The organism is Bacillus sonorensis NBRC 101234 = KCTC 13918, from assembly GCF_001592005.1.
In the GTDB taxonomy this organism is placed as follows: Bacteria; Bacillota; Bacilli; order Bacillales; family Bacillaceae; genus Bacillus; species Bacillus sonorensis.
The window spans coordinates 168658-187542 of the sequence record NZ_BCVZ01000002.1; the positions used below are offsets into that span (position 1 = coordinate 168658).

Consider the following 18885-nt stretch of genomic DNA (forward strand, 5'->3'; position numbering starts at 1 on the left):
CTTTATTATTCGTTTTCTGTTTTGCGTCTATCCAAGGGGTTTTTCCTCACCTTAGGAAAGATCTTAAATTGTTCTTTACATTCTTTCAAGAACATAATATAATTCATTTGTTTTATGCCATCAAGGAAAAAGTAAAATAACTCCCTGATATTTGATAAAGAATAAGAGTAGGCATTACACGAAGGTGGGAAAACAATTGTTGCAGCACGAAACACCCTTATATACCGGTTTAAAGAAGCACGCTGGCAAGAATCCGATTCAATTCCATATTCCCGGCCACAAAAAAGGCTCTGGAATGGATCCTGAATTCAGACAATTTATCGGTGAAAATGCTTTAAGTATAGATTTAATCAATATTGAGCCGCTTGATGATCTACATGCTCCAAAAGGAATCATCAAGGAAGCGCAGGATTTGGCCGCCGAAGCATTTGGAGCCGATTACACGTTCTTTTCCGTTCAAGGAACAAGCGGAGCCATCATGGCGATGGTGATGGCTGTCTGCGGACCTGGAGACAAAATCATTGTTCCGAGAAACGTCCATAAATCCGTCATGTCGGCGATTGTATTTTCGGGAGCTGTGCCGATCTTCATTCATCCTGAAATCGACGATGAGCTGGGAATTTCTCACGGCATTACACCTGAGTCGGCACGAAAAGCGCTGCAAGAGCATCCTGACGCAAAAGGGCTTCTCGTAATCAATCCGACTTATTTTGGAATAGCAGCTGACCTCAGAAGCATCGTGGAATTGTCGCATTCATTCAACGTTCCTGTCCTTGTGGATGAAGCTCACGGCGTCCATATCCACTTCCATGAAGATCTTCCCCTGTCAGCCATGCAGGCGGGAGCAGATATGGCGGCAACGAGCGTTCATAAACTCGGAGGGTCATTAACACAAAGCTCAGTGCTCAATATGAAAGAAGGACTTGTGTCAAAAGAGAGGGTGCAATCGATTTTAAGCATGTTGACGACGACGTCGACATCCTACTTATTGCTTGCGTCCCTCGATGTCGCCAGAAAGCGTCTGGCGACGGAAGGGCATGAACTCATTGATCAAACGATCAAGCTTGCCAATGAGACGCGGAACCGCATCAATGAGATCAAAGGGCTTTTTTGTCCCGGCAGAGATATTCTCGGTTCAAAAGCAGCCTATGACTACGACCCGACGAAGCTCATTATTTCAGTAAAAAACCTGGGCTTGTCGGGGCATGACGTAGAAAAATGGCTTCGCGAAGCGTATCAGATCGAAGTGGAGCTTTCCGACCTGTACAATATCCTCTGCATCTTTACGCCTGGAGACCGCAGGAAAGATGCGGAAATGCTCATCAAAGCGCTTGAAGAAATCGCCCGTCAGGCCGTTTCATCGCAGGAAAGCAAAAGCAAGCCCGAAGTCCTTCTTCCCGATATCCCGGCTCTTGCCATGACACCTCGTGATGCGTTTTATGCAAATACGGAAATCGTTCCTTTTAAAAAAGCAGCAGGACGAATTATCGCCGAATTTGTCATGGTCTATCCTCCTGGAATACCGATTTTCATTCCGGGCGAGATCATCTCGGAAGAAAACATCAAATACATTGAAAAAAACCTTGAAGCAGGTTTGCCTGTTCAAGGGCCTGAAGACGACACACTTCATATGATCCGTGTCATCAAAGAACAGCAGGCAATCCTTTAAAACGAAAGGCATGCGGCAGATTGAATCTAAAGCCGCATGCCTTTTTTTAGTTCTCTTCTTCAAGATGGCAGTTGCACTGTCCGCATGTTCCGTAAAGAATCGTCACCTTTTCATCTTCAAAATGCTGAATGGTTTCGTTACAGTCTTGACAAACGATCGTTCCCATCTTTCATTCCCCTTTTCATTTCAAAATGGAAGCGTTTAATTTGGTTACCCTTATAATATGATGTCACATTAATGTTGTCAATGATAAATTGTATAACACATTTAAATCATTTTTATGTACATTATATGAGTTTAAGAAGGCTGATGATTCACATATCAGCCTGATACATCATGTTTATTCACACCATGGCTATATACAGACCAATTTTCCAGTCTATGTCATATGGCCTAGTGACCCATTCAAACCGGCGTCAATATCAAACATTCCAAAAATAAAACAGGAGTTATCAATTATGTAACAAATGGGTAACAATGAAAGAATTCTTCTATTATCATGATAAAATAGGAATTGTTTACTAAATGAGCGGATATGAAAAAACAGGAAATTTGACTTGCATTTTTTAGAGAGGTGAAGCGACGGCATGTTGTATCGAGCTATTTTCACCGCGGTTTGTATCCTTTTTTTAATGAGCGGATGTTCTTTATCCCAAGTCACAGCTGATCAGAATGTTCAAAATGACAAAACACGTCACGCCAAGCTTCTCTTTTTTTCCGATAACGATCATATGGGGCGGGAAGTCGCTTATTATGATGCTCTTTTGGATTTAAAACAAGAATTTCCCCGGCAGGTTTCCAATATGGAAATCTTACATGATAAAGGAGAATGGAAAAAGGAAGTTCAAACATTTCCGTGCCTGCTGCTTGTCAGTGGCAAAACAGTACTGGTCAAGATCGAAGGAATAAAAGATAAAGAAAAAATCGTGGAACGTCTTCGAAGAGAATTAAAACGATAAAAAATCCCCCGGAAAAGGGGGATTTTTTATTGTTATTTTACGATATGAATCGGCATGCCGATCGCCACTTCTGCAGCTTCCATTGTGATTTCTCCCAATGTAGGGTGGGCGTGGATCGTCATGGCAATATCTTCGGCAGTCATTCCTGCTTCGATTGCCAGGCTCAGCTCAGAAATCATATCAGAAGCGCTTGCGCCGGCGATTTGTGCACCGATGACAAGTCCGTCTTCTTTGCGTGTCACAAGTTTAAGGAAACCGTCAGTTTCATTTAATGACAGTGCACGTCCGTTAGCAGCAAACGGGAATTTCGCAGCAGTGATTTCGATGCCTTCTTCTTTAGCTTGTGCTTCGGTATAACCGACTGATGCAAGCTCAGGTTCAGAGAAGACAACTGCAGGAATTCCGAGATAGTCGATTTCCGCAGCTTCACCGGAAATGGCTTCAGCGGCAATTTTACCTTCGTAAGACGCTTTGTGTGCAAGCGGCGGACCTTCGATGATATCGCCGATTGCGTAGATGTTTGAAATGTTTGTGCGGCATTGCTTATCTGTTTTGATGATGCCGCGGTCTGTCATTTCGACGCCTACTTGCTCAAGGCCAAGCTCATCGGTATTTGGACGGCGTCCGACAGTGATCAGTACGTAATCAGCATCAACGGTTTTTTCTTCACCTTTGACTTCAAAAGTGACTGTTACGCCGTCAGCTTTTTCTTCAACGCCTTTCGCCATCGCGCTTGTATGGATCTCAACATTGCCTTTTTTCTTAAGGTTGCGTTTGACAAGAGAACTCATTTGTTTTTCGAAGCCAGGAAGAATTTCATCTCCGCCTTCTAAAATAACAAGTTCAGTTCCGAAGTTTGCATACGCTGTTCCAAGCTCTGTTCCGATGTATCCGCCGCCGATGACGACAAGCTTCTTAGGAATTTCTTTAAGAGCCAAAGCGCCTGTTGAATTCAGTACGCGGTCGCTATATTTGAAGTTTGGCAATTCGATAGGGCGAGAACCTGTTGCAATGATCGCATTTTTGAATGTATAAGTCTGAGCTGAATTCTCATCCATGACACGGACAGAGTTGCTGTCTACAAAATATGCCTCACCTTTCACGATATCGACTTTATTGCCTTTCAGAAGGCCTTCAACACCGCCGGTAAGCTTTTTCACGACAGAGGCTTTCCATTCTTGAACTTTTGTAAAGTCTACTGTTACGTTTTCAGCTGTGATCCCCATATCTTCAGAATGCTTTGCATTCTCATAACGGTGGCCTGCATTGATCAGCGCTTTTGAAGGGATACATCCAACATTCAGACATACGCCTCCAAGATTGCCTTTTTCAACGATTGTTACTTTTTGTCCAAGCTGAGCAGCGCGGATGGCAGCTACATAGCCGCCAGGTCCCGCACCAATGACAAGAGTATCTGTTTCAATAGGGAAATCTCCTACTACCATGACATTACGCCTCCATTAAAATTAATTGTGGATCGTTCAGTAAACGCTTGATGTGGTTTAACGCGTTTTGTGCAGTTGCTCCGTCGATCATGCGGTGGTCAAAGCTCAAGGAAAGAGCCAGAACAGGCGCAGCAACAATTTCTCCGTCGCGAACAACGGCTTTTTCAGCGATGCGGCCGATTCCAAGAATAGCAACCTCAGGATGGTTGATAACCGGTGTGAACCATTGTCCGCCCGCAGAACCGATATTTGTAATCGTACAGGAAGCGCCTTTCATTTCTGCAGGAGCAAGCTTTCCTTCACGCGCTTTTGAAGCAAGCTCGTTGATTTCATTTGAAATCTCAAAGATAGCTTTGCGATCCGCATGTTTAACAACCGGCACAAGCAGGCCTTTTTCAGTGTCTGCTGCGATTCCGATGTTGAAGTAGTGCTTCTGGATCACTTCATCAGTGCTGTCATCAATTGATGTGTTCAGTACTGGATACTTTTTAAGAGCTGATGTTAAAGCTTTTACCACGTAAGGGAGGTAAGTAAGCTTAATTCCTTGGTCAGCCGCAACTTGTTTAAACTGCTTGCGGTGTGCGACAAGGTTTGTAACATCGACTTCGTCCATTAATGTAACGTGTGGAGCCGTATGTTTTGAGTTTACCATTGCTTTTGCGATTGCTTTGCGGATTCCGCTCATTTTTTCGCGAGTTTCCGGGAATTCGCCTTCCGGTGCTTGAGCTGCAGCTGCAGGCTGTGCCGCAGGTTCCGCTTTTTGGTCTGCTGGTGCAGCTTGAGCTTCGGCATTTCCGCCGCTTAAGAAGCTGTCGATATCTTCTTTTAGAACGCGTCCGTTTTTGCCGGAGCCAGCAACCTTCGTAATCTCAACGCCTTTTTCACGAGCGTATTTGCGGACAGAAGGCATCGCGATTACGCGTTTGTTCGGATCTGCATCCGCTTGGTCCTGCTTGCCTGCGCCTGTTTCTTGAGCCGGCTCTTCAGGACGTTCTTTTTTGTCCAGGTCCTGACCGCCTTCGGCAGATGACTGAACTTGTTCTTCTGTTTTAGCGTCGCCTGAGTCACCTTTAAATTGAAGATCCTCGTAACCCGGTGCATCAAATGTGATGATGGTCTGCCCAACGGTTGCGACTGTTCCCTCTTCAACTTTTAATTCTAATACTTTTCCTTTAACAGGTGAAGGAATTTCTACAACAGCTTTGTCGTTTTGCACCTCTGCCAAAACGTCATCTTCGTTTACCTCGTCGTTTGGCTTGACGAACCATTTTACGATTTCGCCTTCGTGGATTCCTTCCCCGATATCCGGAAGTTTAAATTCAAATGCCACAGTTCTCGACCTCCTAAGATAATTACGTAGTTGATTAAATCGTCAGCCGGCTTCCGGCCGACCGTCAGTTACACGGCTATAGTCCCCCGTCTGACTGTGGAAATGCATGAAGGAAAAAGATGAATGGCATCTTTTCCCTTTTGGATAATCAAATTAAAATTCCAATACTTTTTTAGCAGTTTCAAGCACGTCTTTATGGTTTGGAAGCCAGACGCTTTCAGCTTGAGAGAATGGGAATACTGTATCAGGCGCAGTCACGCGAAGCACTGGCGCTTCAAGGCTTAAGATCGCGCGGTCATTGATTTCGGCTACGACGTTTGCAGCAACGCCTGCTTGTTTTTGCGCCTCTTGAACAACGATTGCACGGCCTGTTTTTTCAACAGAAGCGATGATCGTTTCAATATCAAGCGGGCTGACTGTGCGCAGGTCGACAACCTCTGCTGAAACGCCTTCTTTTTCAAGCTCCTCAGCAGCTTTTAATGATTCGTGAACCATCGCTCCATAAGTGATGATGGAAAGGTCTGTACCTTCGCGCTTCACGTCGGCTTTACCGATTTCGATTGTGTATTCCTCCTCAGGAACCTCCTGGCGGAATGAACGGTAAAGTTTCATGTGCTCAAGGAAAACAACCGGATCGTTATCGCGGATCGCAGAAATTAAAAGTCCTTTCGCATCGTATGGAGTTGAAGGGATGACCACTTTTAGACCAGGCTGCTGTGCAACAAGGCCTTCCAGGCTGTCGGCATGGAGCTCAGGTGTGTGAACACCGCCGCCAAACGGAGAACGGATGGTCACAGGAGAATGCCAGCGTCCGCCTGAACGGTAGCGCATCCGGGCCATTTGGCCGGAAACTGAATCCATTACTTCGTACACGAAACCAAAGAATTGAATTTCCATTACCGGACGGAAGCCTTGTAAGCCCATGCCGAGTGCAAGACCGCCGATACCAGATTCAGCAAGAGGAGTGTCAAATACGCGATCCTCACCAAACTCTTTTTGCAATCCTTCAGTCGCACGGAATACGCCGCCGTTAACACCGACGTCTTCTCCGAAAACTAAGACATTTTCGTCATTTTTCAGTTCTGTGCGTAACGCATCAGTGATTGCTTGAATCATTGTCATTTGCGCCATGGCTTACTTCGACTCCTTCTCTTTATAAATTTCCTTTTGTTCTGCAAGGTTATAAGGAAGCTCTTCATACATGATGTCGATCAGGTCAGTCACTTTTTGCTTCGGCTCTTCGTCGGCTTTCTTGATCGCCTGCTTGATTTCTTCTTTCGCTTCTTCGATTACCTTGTTTTCTTCTTCTTCAGACCATAAACCTTTGCCTTCCAAGAACTTGCGGAAACGGACAAGCGGATCTTTCTGCTCCCACTCATTCTCGATTTCTTTCGTACGGTATTTTGTCGGATCATCTCCGGCCATTGTATGCGGACCGTAGCGGAAGCAAAGCGTTTCAATCAGGGTTGGCCCCTCGCCGTTTACAGCGCGTTCACGCGCTTCGCGTGTCGCCGCGTATACAGCAAGCGCATCCATTCCGTCGACTTGAACACCGACGATACCTGCGGCTGCAGCTTTTTGAGCAATCGTCTCAGCAGCAGATTGTTTTTCAACAGGTGTAGAAATCGCATAACGGTTGTTTTGTACAACAAAGATTGCCGGAGCTTTGTATGCACCCGCAAAGTTGATTCCTTCGTAGAAATCACCTTGAGAAGCGCCTCCGTCACCAGTATAAGTAATCGCAACAGCTTGTTTGCCGCGTTTTTTAAGACCGAGTGCCACACCGGCTGTCTGAATGTACTGTGCACCGATGATGATTTGCGGTGAAAGCGCATTAACATCGTCAGGCATTTGATTTCCCCGGAAATGTCCGCGAGAGAACAGGAACGCCTGATAAAGCGGAAGACCGTGCCAAATCAGCTGCGGAACATCGCGGTAGCCCGGAAGCACGAAATCTTCTTTCTCAAGTGCAAAATGAGTAGCAATTTGAGAAGCTTCCTGACCTGCAGTCGGCGCGTAGAATCCCAGGCGGCCTTGTCTGTTTAAAGAGATAGAACGCTGATCTAAAATACGCGTATACACCATGCGGCGCATTAATTCTTTTAATTGATCATCTGATAAATCAGGCATTGCCGCTTCGTTAACGACTTCGCCTTTTTCATTCAAAATTTGAAACGTTTCGAACTGCTTTTTAATGGCATCAAATTGCTTTTTGCTATCAACGATTGCTTTTTTCGTTTTTGCAGCCATATTAAAGTCACCTCTTCCTTTCTTTTGACAGTCATAGACGTGTAATCCTTATACATACAGAATTAGGGTGTCCTAAATTGACGGGCGCAACTCATATTTATTTCATATTAGCCGCTTTGCTGGTTGTCGAAACTTATTATGTAAGGACAGCCCAATGCGTTCTAAAACTGTATCATTTAAAGTTTACAACAAACTAATACAACAAGTTCCACCAAGGCTAAGTTTACACCAGCGGATGATACTCGTCAATCGATTTCATTCCCGAATTTCAATAAATGTATTCGCTTTTATAAAATCCTGTTTTCACGCTGATCCACCTGTTTCAAAACTGTGCTAGTATAGGACACAACCTGTATTACAATAGATGTGCGGAATTTGTCGAAAAAGGAGAGCCGAATCAACGGCTCTCCTTGACATGATATCCTGCAGCTTTGTAAAAATCTTTTCTCGCTTTGTTGTAGTCTTTTGTATAAGCATTAAAATGCTCGCTTTGCTTCATGACTTCCGCATATGATTTGTTTATTTTCCCCAGCTGCGATTCCAGTTCATTTAGTCCAAGCTCTTTATTTTGAAGGAGCTTGTACAATTCCTGATCAAGGCCGAGTGCATTCTTATAAGCCTTGTAGAGAGCATCATAGGCTTGATAGCGCCTTTCCATGTAGGAAACAGCGCTTTCCGCTTTCTTTTTGACATTGCGGTCGTCAATTTTTTCAGCGGACGCTTTATTCGCTTCAAATTCCTTTTTTGCCTTATCGATGCTTTCTTTTTCCGAACGCAAATGCTGTTCGCGTTCTTTTGCTGATTTAAGCGCTTTTTCAGAAAGTGCAACGACCTGGTCAAAATCATCCATATTCAGCTTTATCATCTTTTCATACAGCTTTGATTCGTTTTGCTCCAAGCTTTTGAGAGATTTTTGCTCCTTTTGAAACGGTTTTTCCAGTTCGACGACCTTTTCCAGCGAGCCATGCAGCGACTTTACCGGATCCTCCCACAGACATCCCGTTAACAGAAAAGCCGCCATACAAAAAACAGCAAGACCGGCCGGTACGCGCTTTTTAAAAGATTCCACTCCGTATTTCCCCCAATCTAAACACAAATTCAACTATAAAACGTCTGTGCTTGTTTGACAACCGAAGTCCGCTTAATCGGACAAGCTGATACAGAATCGGTATGTATCCGTTTTTCAATTTAGAACAGCCTTTGCCCGGAAATTTGCGCGAAAGTGGGCATTCGACTATACAACCTTGGCGCTTTTACATAATTTATATTAGACGCTATGCCTACTCGATAAAGGCTTTGCGTAAATTCATGGAGGAGGTCTTACTATGTACGGTTATTGCTGCCCTAGTTATGGATACGGGTACGGCGGTTATGGTTACGGCCGCACATTCGCTTTGATCGTTGTTCTATTTATATTGCTGATTATTGTAGGTGCCGCTTATTTAGGCTGCTAGCACCGCCGATATCATGACCAGCCGGAACAGGCTGGTCATGTTAACCATGCGTTATGATTCAGACATTGCGCACCATCCTCATCATCCGCTATACTTTACATATTAATCGTTGGGAGTGAAGATGTTGATCACAATGGAAAACATTGTCCGCGACGGTCATCCCGCTTTAAGAACCGTCGCCGAAGAAGTTCAATTGCCGGCAAGCGAAACAGAAATCAAACAGCTGACTGAAATGATCGAATTTGTGAAAAACAGTCAGGATCCTGAAATCGCCCAAAAATACAATCTTCGTCCTGGGGTCGGCCTTGCAGCGCCGCAAATTAATGTCAATAAAAGAATGATCGCCGTGCATGCCGAAAGCGAGGACGGTACATTATACAGCTATGCGCTGTTCAATCCGAGGATTGTCAGCCATTCAGTCGAGAAAAGCTATTTGACGAGCGGCGAGGGGTGCCTTTCCGTCGATGAGGCGATTCCGGGATATGTTCCCCGATACGCGCGGATCAGAGTGAAGGGAACAACAGTTGAAGGCGAGAACATCGACATTCGTTTAAAAGGGTTCCCGGCCATCGTGTTTCAGCATGAAATCGATCATTTAAACGGAATTATGTTCTATGACCATATCGATAAAGAGAATCCATTCAAAGAGCCTGAACAGGCGATACCGATTGGCAGATAATAAAAAGACGGATCATGCGATGATCCGCTTTTTTTCGAATTACGCCAAGAGGCCGAGCGCTTCGACCGCATGCGCAATTCCATCCTCATCAACGGGCTTTGTGATAAAGTCTGCTGCTTTTTTCAGCTCTGGCACGGCATTGCCCATGGCGACTCCAGTCCCTGCAAATTCGATCATTTGCAAATCGTTCAAGCCGTCTCCAAATGCATATGTATCCTCTCTGTCAAACGGGAGCTTTTCAATGACTTTTTTAATTCCTTCAGCCTTCGAGCCTCCGGCAGGCAGCACGTCAGTCGAACGCTCATGCCAGCGAACGAGGTCGAATTCGCGAAAATGACCGTATTGAGGTTCATCGGGCTCTTCACAGAACAAAAGCACCTGGAATATGTCTCTGCCTTTATAGTAGGAAGGGTCATGTTTCGGATGTTCCACTTTTAAGCTGCCGATTCCCTCATGAACAAAAGGATGGTCGTCCACGGAAGAGCGCATCCCCTCTTCCCCCATAAAAACGAGCGGATGTCCGCATGTTTCCGAATGCTGAAGCAAAGCTTCAAGCGATTGCGCAGAAATAGGGTTTTTATAGATGACCTCCCCTTCAAAAACGACATATTGCCCGTTGTAGGATATAAAAGAATCGATCCCAAGCTCTTCAAGCACCGGGCTGACCATGAACGGAGCCCTTCCGGTCGCAATGAATACATGGTGTCCGCGCTCCTTTAAATGGCGGATGGCTGTTTTCGTGCTTGCCGGGATTTGTTTATCGTGGTCATAAATGGTTCCGTCGATATCAAAAAAAATCAGTTTTTTATCCATGACTGTAAATCCTTCTCCCTTAGCTGTATAAATTTTATCGTCCTTCTGTTCCATCATACAAAAACTGAGGCGCCCAGAAAACCTTTTCACCCTAAAATAAAAACGAACCGCCATTCCAATAATATCCATGTAACAATAAACGAATTCATCATATAATAGAACTAAAGGTAGTAGGGCCGGTTTAGGACAAGTCAGCGAAAGGAGGAATCGAAATGCTTCGCCGTCTTCGAAAAAAAATAAAAAAACAATTGAACGGCATGATACGCAGAAAATCAATTGCTTAAAAGGACCTTCACACAGGTGAACAGGTCCTTTTTTTCTCAATGCTTTTCTTATCAAGCAATTTCGCATATAATAGAAAGATGAGTCTAACAATCGGCAGTTAAGGAGAGATTTGGATGATTTATAAGGTATTTTTTCAGAGCAGTAATGACGAAGTACCTGTTCGTGAAAAAACAGATTCAATTTTTGTGGAAGCTCAATCTGAACGTGAAGTCAGATCTAAATTAAAACAATACAATTACAACATTGAGTTTATACAGGAAGTTGAAGGCGCTTTTTTAGAATATGAAAAGCAAAGCGAAAATTTTAAAGTATTGGAGTTATGAATGAATGAAATTTGTTAAAAACGATCAAACGGCCGTTTTTGCCCTGGGCGGACTGGGGGAGATCGGCAAAAATACGTACGGTGTTCAATTTCAGGATGAAATCGTCCTTATCGATGCGGGAATTAAGTTTCCGGAAGACGAGCTTCTCGGAATCGACTATGTGATTCCTGATTACACTTACTTAGTCAAAAATGAAGAAAAAATCAAAGGCCTTTTTATTACGCACGGACATGAAGACCACATCGGCGGAATTCCGTACCTGCTGAAGCAGGTAAACATTCCCGTTTACGGAGGTCAGCTTGCGATCGGCCTTTTAAGAAAAAAGCTTGAAGAACATGGTCTTTTGCGCCAGACAAAACTTCATACGATTGAAGAGGACGATATTGTGAAGTTCAGAAAAACGTCTGTTTCTTTCTTTAGGACGACCCACAGCATTCCGGACTCATACGGGATTGTCGTAAAAACACCGCAGGGCAACATCGTACATACCGGCGACTTTAAATTCGACTTTACGCCGGTAGGCGAACCTGCCAACTTGACCAAAATGGCCGAAATCGGCAAAGAAGGCGTTCTCTGCCTCCTTTCCGACAGCACAAACAGCGAAATTCCGGATTTCACGATGTCGGAGCGCAAAGTCGGGGAAAGCATTGATGACATTTTCCGCAAGGTTGAAGGCAGAATCATCTTTGCCACCTTTGCCTCAAACATCCACCGCTTGCAGCAGGTGATTGAAGCGGCTGTTGCCAACGGCCGGAAAGTTGCCGTATTTGGACGAAGCATGGAATCTGCTATTGAAATCGGACAAACGCTCGGGTATATTAAATGCCCCAAAAACACATTTGTTGAAGCCAATGAAATCAACAGGCTTCCGGCAGGAAAAGTGACGATTCTCTGTACGGGAAGCCAAGGCGAGCCGATGGCCGCCCTTTCAAGGATCGCAAACGGAACGCACCGTCAAATTTCCATCAACCCGGGGGATACGGTCGTATTTTCATCATCTCCGATCCCGGGCAATACGATCAGCGTCAGCCGCACGATCAACCAGCTGTATCGCGCAGGTGCGGATGTTATCCACGGAGCCGTAACAAACATCCATACATCTGGACACGGCGGCCAGGAAGAGCAAAAGCTGATGCTGCGTTTGATTAAGCCGAAGTTTTTCATGCCGATTCACGGTGAGTACAGAATGCAAAAAATGCATGTGAAATTGGCGACTGACTGCGGAATTCCGGAAGAGAACTGCTTTATCATGGACAACGGCGAAGTGCTTGCTTTAACAAGCGAAGAAGCGACAGTTGCCGGAAAAATCCCTTCAGGCAATGTGTACATTGACGGAAGCGGAATTGGCGATATCGGAAACATCGTCTTGCGCGACCGCAGAATCCTTTCTGAAGAAGGACTTGTCATCGTCGTCGTCAGCATTAACATGAAAGAATTCAAAGTGTCCGCGGGACCGGATTTAATTTCAAGAGGGTTTGTCTATATGAGGGAATCCGGTGATCTTATCAATGATGCACAGGAACTCATTGCCGGCCATCTGAAAAAAGTAATGGAGCGGAAAACGACACAGTGGTCTGAAATCAAAAATGAAATTACAGACACGCTCGCGCCTTTCTTGTATGAAAAAACGAAACGCCGTCCGATGATTCTTCCTATTATTATGGAAGTATAATATCGGCCCGATATAAAAAACGGATGCACCTAAAAAGGTGGATCCGTTTTTTTTTATGATGACTGCACCGGAATATGTGTAAAGGCTTTGACATCAAAAAGCCCTTCCGTCGTCATTTTCATATCAGGAATTACCGGCAGCGCCAAAAAGGAAAGCGTTAAAAAGGGATTGAAATCGCCTGAAAAACCAGTTTGCTTCAAGGCTTCATGAAGGACTTTCAAACTGTCGTTCACATCCTCAAGCGGTTTGTCGGATAAAAGGCCTGCGATCGGCAGCGCGACGGAATGAAGCTCCTTTCCTCCTTTGGCGACGGTCAACCCCCCCCCGATCTCTTTGAGGGTTTCGATCGCTTGTAATAGGTCCTGATCATTCGTACCGACTGCGATTACATTGTGGGAATCGTGCGCAATTGTCGCCGCAATCGCCCCATCTTTCAGACCAAATCCTTTGACAATTCCAACCCCGATTTCCTTTATGCCCCGGTGGCGTTCGACCGCCGCGATTTTCAACAAGTCGGATTCTGGATCAGCTTTGAAAAAACCCCTCTCTTTCGGCTTGGCAACGACAAGCTTTGTCTCAAGCTGATTGGGAATGATTTCGATGATGCGGATATCCTTGTCCGAAACAATCGGCACCTGAAGATCTTTTGTCTCTAAATCAGGCAAATGCACTGTTTGCAGCATGTCTTGCTCAGGTTTGCAGAGAGCTGCGCCCGCATCATTCGCTGCCCTGTAAATCGTCCCATTGATCATCGTCTGAGTGATCTGTACATTTGTTAAGTCGCTGATAAAGAGGAGATCCGCATCATAGCCGGGAGCGATCGCCCCCTTTGTGTGCAGGCCGTAGCATTCGGCGGCATTAAGGCTTCCGAGCTGGTAGGCGAGAAATGGATCGAGTCCTGATTGAATGGCGAGCTTCACTTGGTGATTAATGCTCCCTTCCTCGATCAGTTCGTCCAAATGCTTATCATCCGTACAGAAAAAGAAGCGTCTTGCATTTTTTTCGTTTACGGCAGGCAATACACGGCGGACATTCTTCGCCACAGATCCTTCCCGAAGCATGACATACATTCCTCTTCTGACTCTTTCCAGCGCTTCTTCCGGGGTTGTTACTTCATGATCAGTCAGCACGCCGGCTGCCCGGTAGACATTGACAAATTTAGCTGACAGCCCTGCCAAATGCCCGTCGATCCGCTTACCCGCTGCATGGGCGTCAAACAATTTTTGCGCCATATCAGGCTCTGCAGCTTCTACAGAAACATAATCCATCACTTCTGCAAGCCCGAGCACCTCATCCCGGCCGTAAAATGGTTTTAAATCTTCGGCACGCAAAACAGCGCCGGATTTTTCAAATGCCGCCGCCGGAACGCATGAAGGCAGCATGAAATAAATATTCAGCGGGGTAAGATCGGCCTGGCCCATCATGAAACGGAGACCTTTTGCACCTGAGACGTTCGCGATTTCATGAGGGTCTGTAATCACGGTCGTCACACCATGGGGAATAACCGCCTTCGCAAACTCGGGAGGCGTCACCATTGAAGACTCAATATGTACATGGCCGTCGATAAAACCGGGAACAATCATTTGCCCTTTCGCATCAATGATCTCCTCCCCCTCATAATCGCCCAAACCGACAATGGCTCCGTTTACGATAGCGATGTCTGCCTCTATCCATTCTTGATTAAAAACATCCATTATTTTTCCGTTTTTGATAACCGTATCGGCTTTTCTGCGATGACCGGCAGCGCCAAGCCGGTGAATGAACATCTCTTTGTCCAAAGGTGTATAGCCCCTCTCTTTTTGTAATGTATATGGTTCAATATCCTATCCGAATCGCATGCAACAGTCAACGAAAAGATCAAAAAACCGCAAGCTGAAAAATGCTTGCGGCATAAATATAATATATTGAAAACTATTATTGCTGAAAAACCTTTTTCTCAAAGCGGTCAATATCAGGATTAGAGCCGATGACAATTAATATATCTTCCTCCTGAATCTCCTCGGTGGCAAGCGGAGACACAATCACTTCTTTTCCGCGTTTAATCGCAACGATATTGATGCCGTATCTTGCGCGGATATCTAGGTCAAGCAGCGTATTTCCCGCTAATTTGCTGTTCGCAACAATTTCTACAAGACTGTGTTCGTCTGACAGTTCCAGGTAATCAAGCACATTGTTGGACACGATATTATGAGCGATTCTCTTGCCCATCTCACGCTCCGGATGAACGATCCGGTCAGCTCCGATTTTGGATAAAACCTTTTCATGATAATCATTCTGGGCTTTTACCGTAATCATTTTTACACCGAGTTCTTTTAGCATGAGCGTGGTCAGGATGCTCGCTTGAATATTTTCTCCAATCGCCACAATGACATGGTCAAAATTGCGCAGTCCAAGATTTTTAAGTACAGATTCATCCGTTGTGTCGCCTATTACGGCGTGCGAAGCGATTTTCGCGTATTCGTTCACGCGGTCCTCGTCCCTGTCGATCGCCATCACCTCAAGACCTTCTTCACTTAATGCCTTGCAAATGCTGCCGCCGAACCGGCCGAGTCCAATCACTGCGTATTCTTTTTTCATCGGTTATTCCTCCATGGGTCAATCTTTAAAAAATTCTATCATATGATGAGGAATTTTTCCTCTATTCATATGTTATATCATTTTAGAAGGCATGATGTATGGTTTCGTTTTTTCAGCTTTCTCCATCTGGTTGTCAAGCGGCAGCAAAATGTGGAATGTGCTGCCTTCCCCCAATTTGCTGTCTATCTTCATTTCCCCGTTGTGGGCGCCGATAATATTTAAGCAGATTGTGAGCCCGAGTCCTGTGCCTTCTTTTTTTGTGGAAAAGAAAGGCTCGCCAAGCTTGTCCAGGTCATCTTGTGAAATGCCTCCGCCTTCATCTTTGATGCTGATTTTGACAAAATCCCCTTCCTGCTCAGAAGAAATCGTGATTTTGCCTCCGTCCGGCATCGCTTCAATTCCATTCTTGATCAAATTGATAAACACTTGCTTAATTTGATTTTCATCACCGTTTATTTCCCACTCTTTTCCTTGCTCAAAAGCTTTTTTAATTTCGATATGGGCAAGCACCGCATTCGTCTCCAGCAAAGTCGTCACCTGCTGAAGAACGGAGTTGATCTTGATTTTTTTAAACTGAACCTGATGGGGTTTTGCCAATACAAGGAGCTCCCCAAGCACAGAATCAATCCGCTTAATTTCAGAAAAGATAATATCAAAATATTGGCTTCTGTCTGGGTATTCCGTTTTCATCAGCTGCAGGAATCCGTTAACAGATGTAAGGGGATTTCTCACTTCATGCGCGATTCCCGCGGCAAGCTGGCCGGCCATCGCCAGCTTTTGGGACTGCATGGCGAGCCGCTGATTTGATTTCAGCAGCTCCATTTCCGCATTTTTCCGCTCTGTGACATCTGTAAGCGTGCCTAAGCTTCCCGTAAATTGGCCGTTTGTATAATACAATTTATAATGGACTTCGCCCCAAAACTTGCTTCCGTTCTTTCGATGATACAGCACCTCGATTCTCCCCTCACGCTCCCTGTTCTTCAGCTGAGCGATCAGGTGATTCGAAATCCGTTCTTCATGATCAAAGTAATCATTGTACATCGTTCCAATGCTTTCCTTTACACTGTAGCCGGTCAAAGTGGTCCATGCCTGGTTCAAAAAGGTAATGATTCCTTTTCTGTCGGTCTGAAACACGATTTCCTGAAGGTTGTCCATAATCCGGTTCGTTTCAGCCGAAAGCTCTTTATATTGTTTTTCACTTTCCTTCAGCTTATAGACAAGCTGATTCGATTCATCGATATACAGCGTCAGCCACCACACGCTGACCAATGTCACCAGTGTAAACAGAAGATCAACCGTCCAGTTAATTTTATTTCCCAATACACCGTAAAATAAATAATTCCAGAACATAATAAAGGTCATTGCCAAAACGGTTGCAATGATCCGTCCTTGATATCTTCTCATGCCCCCACCTGCCACTTGTATTTCTCAGTTAATTGTAACATTCTTTACACCATCTTTGAGAGGATTGTTCGAAGTATTTATCGTCTCAAATGGCGAATCTTTCAATAATGTGGGTTTTCGGTCATCTTTTGAACATTGCTTTGGCATACCATTTGGCAAAAAAGCTTTAGAAAAACCCTGCCGCGTAAAAGGCAGGGTCTTTCGTCAGGATTTTGCCTGATGCAGCGCAGTTTTCAGTTCTTCCAACAGCATTTCAGCGCCCTCTGGGCTCAGCGTGATTTTTCCGTTTGCATATTCGCGGTTTTCGGATGTAATCTCTCCGGTTATCAGGCAGACCCCATGGGGTTTATATTTTTGTAAAACAATTTTATCCTTATCTACAAAAAACTCAATGCTGTCTTTTATTGAAATATCCAGCGCCCTTCTTAACTCAATCGGCATCACGATGCGGCCGAGTTCATCTACTTTTCTCACAACTCCTATTGATTTCAAAATCTTTCGCCTACTTCCTCATTTTGTTTCTTCTTTTCTAAGATATTGTCTTAGCATAACGATAGACGAACAATAAACGAAAAAGGTTTCCCTCTTTTAGCAAAACTTCACGTAAGAAAAATGAAATAATTTTCTCATGATGTAAATATGAGGTCATCTTTTTACAGGTTTTTTTCAATCTCGTCACAAACCCCCAAAAATCGATGTTTTTCTGAGAAAATTTAAATGAAAATCTTTTTTTCAACACGAAGAAAAAACATTTCGTATTTCAAAAAATTTTAAATAGAGATTGGGTGAAAACATGTTTCAAACAACCGAGATCGGGATTGATCTAGGAACAGCGAACATACTGGTTTACAGCAAAAACAAAGGCATCATTTTAAACGAGCCTTCAGTCGTGGCGGTTGATACGGAGACAAAAACCGTCCTGGCGGTCGGAACCGAGGCGAAAAACATGATCGGAAAGACCCCGGGCAAAATTGTCGCGGTCCGGCCATTGAAAGACGGAGTCATTGCCGATTACGACATGACGACAGATCTTTTAAAGCAAATTATGAAAAAAGCGGGAAAAAACATCGGCTTTACGTTTAGAAAACCGAGCGTCGTCGTCTGCACGCCGTCAGGTTCCACAGCTGTCGAAAGACGGGCCATCAGCGATGCCGTCAAAAATTGCGGAGCAAAACAAGTGCATCTGATTGAAGAGCCTGTCGCAGCAGCGATCGGCGCAGACCTTCCAGTCGATGAGCCTGTCGCCAATGTCGTCGTCGATATCGGCGGCGGTACGACTGAAGTAGCGATCATTTCCTTCGGCGGCGTCGTATCCTGCCATTCCATCCGGATCGGCGGCGATCAGCTTGATGAAGACATCATGTCATTTGTCAGAAAGAAATACAACCTGCTGATCGGAGAACGTACCGCCGAGGAAGTCAAGATCGAAATCGGCTATGCACTGATCGAGCATGAAACAAAAACGATGGAAGTCAGGGGGCGCGATCTCGTAACCGGCCTGCCTAAAACGATTACACTTGAATCCAGCGAAATTCAGGCGGCGATGCGCGAATCTCTTCTCCACATTATTGAAGCCATCAGAGCGACGCTTGAGGACTGTCCTCCAGAGCTGAGCGGAGACATCGTCGACCGCGGCGTGATTCTAACCGGGGGAGGCGCCCTTTTGAACGGCATCAAAGAATGGCTTTCACAGGAAATCGTCGTTCCGGTCCATGTCGCCGCAAATCCGCTTGAATCCGTGGCCATCGGGACGGGCCGTTCTCTTGAAGTGATTGATAAACTTCAAAAAGCCGCTAAATAATTTTATATTTGACGTCTTTTTTGCAGACTTCCGACATATCGTTTGAAATGGAGAAACGATAAGGAGGAAGAACATGCTTAGAGATTTGGGAAGACGCGTGGCCATTACCGCTATTTTAAGCGGCATCATTCTCGGGGGAATGAGCATATCGCTCGCAAATATGCCAAGCTCCCCTCCCGGCCAAACAGCAAAAATAAATCGTTAAAAAAGTTCGCAGCCGCAGC

At 45.0% G+C, this 18885-nt stretch carries 19 protein-coding genes; 8 read left to right on the plus strand and 11 right to left on the minus strand.

What is annotated here, in order from left to right; translation table 11 throughout:
- Positions 1-196: 196 nt before the first annotated feature.
- Positions 197-1669 (plus strand): aminotransferase class I/II-fold pyridoxal phosphate-dependent enzyme, encoded by a 1473-nt coding sequence (locus tag BTR1S_RS03525; protein WP_029418556.1) that lies wholly within the window; start codon positions 197-199, stop codon positions 1667-1669.
- A 46-nt stretch (positions 1670-1715) separates the two neighbouring features.
- On the opposite strand, the gene BTR1S_RS21560 is transcribed toward BTR1S_RS03525, so the two are convergent.
- The gene (locus BTR1S_RS21560) at positions 1716-1835 is read right to left on the minus strand and encodes a GapA-binding peptide SR1P (RefSeq protein ID WP_006638331.1); all 120 of its coding nucleotides are present in this window, start codon (positions 1833-1835) and stop codon (positions 1716-1718) included.
- A gap of 421 nt (positions 1836-2256) precedes the next feature.
- Here BTR1S_RS21560 and BTR1S_RS03530 point away from each other — a divergent pair, with 421 nt between their 5' ends.
- Positions 2257-2628 carry a hypothetical protein gene (locus BTR1S_RS03530; RefSeq protein WP_029418557.1) on the plus strand — a complete coding sequence of 124 codons (372 nt, stop codon included), beginning with the start codon at positions 2257-2259 and terminating at the stop codon, positions 2626-2628.
- Positions 2629-2660: 32 nt separating this feature from the next.
- Here BTR1S_RS03530 and lpdA read toward each other — a convergent pair whose 3' ends face one another.
- The 5 genes from lpdA to BTR1S_RS03555 all read right to left on the minus strand — a co-directional run bounded on the left by lpdA (position 2661) and on the right by BTR1S_RS03555 (position 8674).
- Positions 2661-4073, minus strand: coding sequence for a dihydrolipoyl dehydrogenase (lpdA, locus tag BTR1S_RS03535; protein ID WP_006638333.1), 1413 nt, complete (start codon positions 4071-4073; stop codon positions 2661-2663).
- 4 nt (positions 4074-4077) lie between these two features.
- Positions 4078-5403 (minus strand): dihydrolipoamide acetyltransferase family protein, encoded by a 1326-nt coding sequence (locus BTR1S_RS03540; RefSeq protein ID WP_029418558.1) that lies wholly within the window; start codon positions 5401-5403, stop codon positions 4078-4080.
- A 153-nt stretch (positions 5404-5556) separates the two neighbouring features.
- Positions 5557-6534 (minus strand): pyruvate dehydrogenase complex E1 component subunit beta, encoded by a 978-nt coding sequence (pdhB, locus tag BTR1S_RS03545; RefSeq protein ID WP_006638335.1) that lies wholly within the window; start codon positions 6532-6534, stop codon positions 5557-5559.
- A 3-nt stretch (positions 6535-6537) separates the two neighbouring features.
- A complete protein-coding gene (gene pdhA / locus BTR1S_RS03550; protein WP_006638336.1) occupies positions 6538-7653 on the minus strand; it encodes a pyruvate dehydrogenase (acetyl-transferring) E1 component subunit alpha in 1116 nt (371 codons plus the stop codon).
- A gap of 397 nt (positions 7654-8050) precedes the next feature.
- Positions 8051-8674: a YkyA family protein gene (locus BTR1S_RS03555; protein ID WP_051056687.1), complete on the minus strand. Its 624-nt coding sequence runs from the start codon at positions 8672-8674 to the stop codon at positions 8051-8053.
- Between the two features lie 304 nt (positions 8675-8978).
- On the opposite strand from BTR1S_RS03555, the gene BTR1S_RS03560 reads away from it, so the two are divergent.
- Entirely contained in the window at positions 8979-9107 is a 129-nt protein-coding gene (locus tag BTR1S_RS03560) for a YjcZ family sporulation protein (protein ID WP_006638338.1), read from the plus strand.
- Between the two features lie 124 nt (positions 9108-9231).
- On the plus strand, positions 9232-9786 hold the full coding sequence (gene def / locus BTR1S_RS03565; protein ID WP_006638339.1) for a peptide deformylase: 555 nt from the start codon (positions 9232-9234) through the stop codon (positions 9784-9786).
- Positions 9787-9825: 39 nt separating this feature from the next.
- Here def and BTR1S_RS03570 read toward each other — a convergent pair whose 3' ends face one another.
- Positions 9826-10599 (minus strand): Cof-type HAD-IIB family hydrolase, encoded by a 774-nt coding sequence (locus BTR1S_RS03570; RefSeq protein WP_006638340.1) that lies wholly within the window; start codon positions 10597-10599, stop codon positions 9826-9828.
- 398 nt (positions 10600-10997) lie between these two features.
- On the opposite strand from BTR1S_RS03570, the gene BTR1S_RS03575 reads away from it, so the two are divergent.
- Together BTR1S_RS03575 and rnjA are read left to right on the plus strand one after the other, a co-directional pair.
- Positions 10998-11207 carry a DNA-dependent RNA polymerase subunit epsilon gene (locus BTR1S_RS03575; protein ID WP_006638341.1) on the plus strand — a complete coding sequence of 70 codons (210 nt, stop codon included), beginning with the start codon at positions 10998-11000 and terminating at the stop codon, positions 11205-11207.
- Between the two features lie 4 nt (positions 11208-11211).
- Entirely contained in the window at positions 11212-12879 is a 1668-nt protein-coding gene (rnjA, locus tag BTR1S_RS03580) for a ribonuclease J1 (RefSeq protein ID WP_006638342.1), read from the plus strand.
- Between the two features lie 53 nt (positions 12880-12932).
- Here rnjA and ade read toward each other — a convergent pair whose 3' ends face one another.
- The 4 genes from ade to abhA all read right to left on the minus strand — a co-directional run bounded on the left by ade (position 12933) and on the right by abhA (position 17352).
- Positions 12933-14645 (minus strand): adenine deaminase, encoded by a 1713-nt coding sequence (gene ade, locus BTR1S_RS03585; protein ID WP_373870198.1) that lies wholly within the window; start codon positions 14643-14645, stop codon positions 12933-12935.
- A 148-nt stretch (positions 14646-14793) separates the two neighbouring features.
- Complete coding sequence (locus tag BTR1S_RS03590) at positions 14794-15456, minus strand: potassium channel family protein (RefSeq protein WP_006638344.1); 663 nt, start codon at positions 15454-15456, stop codon at positions 14794-14796.
- A 72-nt stretch (positions 15457-15528) separates the two neighbouring features.
- Entirely contained in the window at positions 15529-16860 is a 1332-nt protein-coding gene (locus tag BTR1S_RS03595) for an ATP-binding protein (protein WP_029418559.1), read from the minus strand.
- A gap of 204 nt (positions 16861-17064) precedes the next feature.
- Positions 17065-17352: a transcriptional regulator AbhA gene (gene abhA / locus BTR1S_RS03600; protein WP_006638346.1), complete on the minus strand. Its 288-nt coding sequence runs from the start codon at positions 17350-17352 to the stop codon at positions 17065-17067.
- A gap of 301 nt (positions 17353-17653) precedes the next feature.
- On the opposite strand from abhA, the gene mreBH reads away from it, so the two are divergent.
- The gene (mreBH, locus tag BTR1S_RS03605; protein ID WP_006638347.1) at positions 17654-18661 is read left to right on the plus strand and encodes a rod-share determining protein MreBH; all 1008 of its coding nucleotides are present in this window, start codon (positions 17654-17656) and stop codon (positions 18659-18661) included.
- A 73-nt stretch (positions 18662-18734) separates the two neighbouring features.
- Positions 18735-18866 carry a protein YkpC gene (locus BTR1S_RS22370; RefSeq protein WP_006638348.1) on the plus strand — a complete coding sequence of 44 codons (132 nt, stop codon included), beginning with the start codon at positions 18735-18737 and terminating at the stop codon, positions 18864-18866.
- Positions 18867-18885 lie beyond the last annotated feature (19 nt).

Excerpts from the sequence above, each read along its gene's own strand:
- BTR1S_RS21560 (WP_006638331.1), bottom strand. The coding sequence starts at position 1,835 with ATGGGAACGATCGTTTGTCAAGACTGTAACGAAACCATTCAGCATTTT.
- BTR1S_RS03530 (WP_029418557.1), top strand. The coding sequence starts at position 2,257 with ATGTTGTATCGAGCTATTTTCACCGCGGTTTGTATCCTTTTTTTAATG.
- lpdA (WP_006638333.1), bottom strand. The coding sequence starts at position 4,073 with ATGGTAGTAGGAGATTTCCCTATTGAAACAGATACTCTTGTCATTGGT.
- pdhB (WP_006638335.1), bottom strand. The coding sequence starts at position 6,534 with ATGGCGCAAATGACAATGATTCAAGCAATCACTGATGCGTTACGCACA.
- pdhA (WP_006638336.1), bottom strand. The coding sequence starts at position 7,653 with ATGGCTGCAAAAACGAAAAAAGCAATCGTTGATAGCAAAAAGCAATTT.
- BTR1S_RS03555 (WP_051056687.1), bottom strand. The coding sequence starts at position 8,674 with ATGGCGGCTTTTCTGTTAACGGGATGTCTGTGGGAGGATCCGGTAAAG.
- BTR1S_RS03560 (WP_006638338.1), top strand. The coding sequence starts at position 8,979 with ATGTACGGTTATTGCTGCCCTAGTTATGGATACGGGTACGGCGGTTAT.
- BTR1S_RS03570 (WP_006638340.1), bottom strand. The coding sequence starts at position 10,599 with ATGGATAAAAAACTGATTTTTTTTGATATCGACGGAACCATTTATGAC.
- BTR1S_RS03575 (WP_006638341.1), top strand. The coding sequence starts at position 10,998 with ATGATTTATAAGGTATTTTTTCAGAGCAGTAATGACGAAGTACCTGTT.
- rnjA (WP_006638342.1), top strand. The coding sequence starts at position 11,212 with ATGAAATTTGTTAAAAACGATCAAACGGCCGTTTTTGCCCTGGGCGGA.
- ade (WP_373870198.1), bottom strand. The coding sequence starts at position 14,645 with ATGTTCATTCACCGGCTTGGCGCTGCCGGTCATCGCAGAAAAGCCGAT.
- BTR1S_RS03590 (WP_006638344.1), bottom strand. The coding sequence starts at position 15,456 with ATGAAAAAAGAATACGCAGTGATTGGACTCGGCCGGTTCGGCGGCAGC.
- BTR1S_RS03595 (WP_029418559.1), bottom strand. The coding sequence starts at position 16,860 with ATGAGAAGATATCAAGGACGGATCATTGCAACCGTTTTGGCAATGACC.
- mreBH (WP_006638347.1), top strand. The coding sequence starts at position 17,654 with ATGTTTCAAACAACCGAGATCGGGATTGATCTAGGAACAGCGAACATA.
- BTR1S_RS22370 (WP_006638348.1), top strand. The coding sequence starts at position 18,735 with ATGCTTAGAGATTTGGGAAGACGCGTGGCCATTACCGCTATTTTAAGC.